Source organism: Clostridium bowmanii, assembly GCF_018861315.1.
GTDB classification, from domain to species: Bacteria; Bacillota; Clostridia; order Clostridiales; family Clostridiaceae; genus Clostridium_AD; species Clostridium_AD bowmanii.
In genome coordinates, this window is sequence record NZ_JAHLDL010000104.1 from 1 (window position 1) to 894 (window position 894).

2 protein-coding genes are annotated in these 894 nt (G+C 28.2%); both read right to left on the bottom strand.

Annotated features, from left to right (window positions below; translation table 11 throughout):
* Nucleotides 1-230 (bottom strand): hypothetical protein (locus KPL51_RS23050; RefSeq protein WP_216166773.1); only part of this gene is annotated, 230 nt, incomplete at its 3' end.
* Between the two features lie 248 nt (nt 231-478).
* On the bottom strand, nt 479-894 hold a 416-nt coding region (locus tag KPL51_RS23055), incomplete at its 5' end, for a phosphatase PAP2 family protein (RefSeq protein ID WP_216166775.1).

Genomic DNA, 894 nt, shown 5'->3' on the forward strand with positions numbered 1-894 from the left:
CTGTCATTAAATACCGGCTGAGACGTAATTTTAAGAAATTTAGCCCAAATATTATAATTAAAATACACATATATAGCTTTCTCAATAATTCCAAAAATCGCTGATATAAGTGAAAAACCAACTAAATACCTACATACTTTTTCTACCTTATTTTCATTTTGAAAATAATTTTGTAAAAAAACACTTATACATAGATATATAAAAAAAACAAAAGATAAAGCAATCGACATAAAACTATAATTTACAACCCCTACTATCAAAGACCAGATAAATAGTAAGCATAGCCCTATATTCCAGTGATTTTTGTATATGATCACTTTTCTAAACAACACCATATACGTCATATATATAGCTGGTATTATGTTCGTATAAGGGGAGATGACAGTTAATAAAACTAAAATACCTATAATAAAACCCACTTTCTTTTATAATACAACACCTATTTCCTATTGGTACTACTCAAAAAGGTATTAAACACCTACAAATAAGCTTTAATTTTATTGTTATCAAATAAATAAATTATTATTCTACTGCACATAAGACCTAAAACTAAACCCGCCAAAACATCAGTAGGATAATGTACGTATAAATATAATCTTGAAAATCCTATTAAAGATGCTAACCCTAAAAATCCAAATGCATAACGTTTAATATATTTTGCGAGTACTCCTGCCACTGCAAATGAGGAAGTTGTATGTCCTGACGGGAATGAATAGGATAAAGGCTTTGCAATTAAAAGGTTCCATGCTGGTATATCTTCTGATGGCCTTATACGCTTAACTACATTTTTCAATATTTCTTCTCCTAAAATTGTACTTAGTATTAAGGCCCCTAAAGCCATAAAACCTATTTTTCTATATTTTTTATTAATCATAAGTATCGCTATTATTATAA